The 1,077-nt window shown below is 54.7% G+C and carries 2 protein-coding genes; both read left to right on the top strand.

Going from position 1 to position 1,077, the window contains the following annotated elements:
- The first annotated feature begins 38 nt into the window (after positions 1-38).
- Complete coding sequence (locus ABZT49_RS28845) at positions 39-236, top strand: DUF6481 family protein (protein ID WP_355291264.1); 198 nt, start codon at positions 39-41, stop codon at positions 234-236.
- A gap of 45 nt (positions 237-281) precedes the next feature.
- Positions 282-458 carry a hypothetical protein gene (locus tag ABZT49_RS28840; protein ID WP_167858512.1) on the top strand — a complete coding sequence of 59 codons (177 nt, stop codon included), beginning with the start codon at positions 282-284 and terminating at the stop codon, positions 456-458.
- The last annotated feature ends 619 nt before the right edge of the window (positions 459-1,077 follow it).

Here is a 1,077-nt window from a genome sequence, read left to right as displayed (position 1 = left end):
CCCCAATCCGATCCCTCGTCAGGAACCGAGCCTGAGCCATGGGCAAATGCAATGAAGCGCCTCTGGGTGAAAGGCTGGGTTCCGCCTCCGCGGCACGCCAGACCTTGCAAGCCTGGTTTCAGGCGGGGGGCGCCAAGAACGACCTGGCCTCTGCGGACAGGCAAGCCGAACGGCGGGCTATCTTCGCAGCGAGAGCTATTCGTCTGACCGAGCGAGAGACAGAACGAGCTGCTTGAAAAGTAACTCGGATTATCCAGTAGGCTAGAGCAGAAGCCCAGCAAGTGCGTGAGCGCGAGCTTGCGGCGCCTGAGGAAATGCTGCGTGCTGCCGATGCCGCAGTCGCTAAAGTTAAGCTGTGTGCCAAGCAGCAGGCCGCGCGAGATGCCCGCAAGGCGCAAGCTCAGATGTGGTTGCAATGCATTTTGGCGGAACTAGCAGATCTTCCCGATCATGAATAAAGGATCAAGCCACGTGTCGCATAAATTCAAACTGCGCCAACAAGTCCGCATGGTTCAAGGCGGCTTCTCCGACAGGTTGACGAGCAGCGGAGATACTTTCGAAATTGTGCAGCTCATGCCAGAGGATCGGAGTGGGGAGGCGTCGTACCGTATCCGATCTCGTATGGGAGATCGCGCTGTCAGAGAAAGTGAGATTGCCGCTATTTTCTAACGACCAAGCCGGCGATACGGTAGATCGTAGCGATTATAATATATAACTTATCGGGAGAAATTTTTCATGGCAAAGAATTTAATCACTGGTTCAGCGCGCAGTCCTTCCAATGAAGAATTTCGCCGGCGCGTTGAAAAATTGACGGAAATGCCCTCATACGCTGGGCCTCCGGCAAATAAGCATCGGCACAAATCCTGGAAAAAGCCATTTGCATGGCAGCCGCGGGAGCGGCCTTTGGATGGCGCCGGATAAGCAATTTAACACATCCTGAAAAATTGATACTACAATTGTCTTTCTACCCTGCAAGCGCTGTGGTGAAGCTCACCATGCTCTGAAAGTATTCCCATGCCCACTCAGCGCGTCGATGCCTCCCCTGTCGCAACAGGGGCACTCGGCCTCGACACCATT

The organism is Methylobacterium sp. EM32 (assembly GCF_040593685.1).
Lineage (GTDB): Bacteria > Pseudomonadota > Alphaproteobacteria > Rhizobiales > Beijerinckiaceae > Methylobacterium.
This window is presented reverse-complemented; position numbering and strand designations above follow the sequence as displayed.

Excerpts from the sequence above, each read along its gene's own strand:
- ABZT49_RS28845 (WP_355291264.1), top strand. The coding sequence starts at position 39 with ATGGGCAAATGCAATGAAGCGCCTCTGGGTGAAAGGCTGGGTTCCGCC.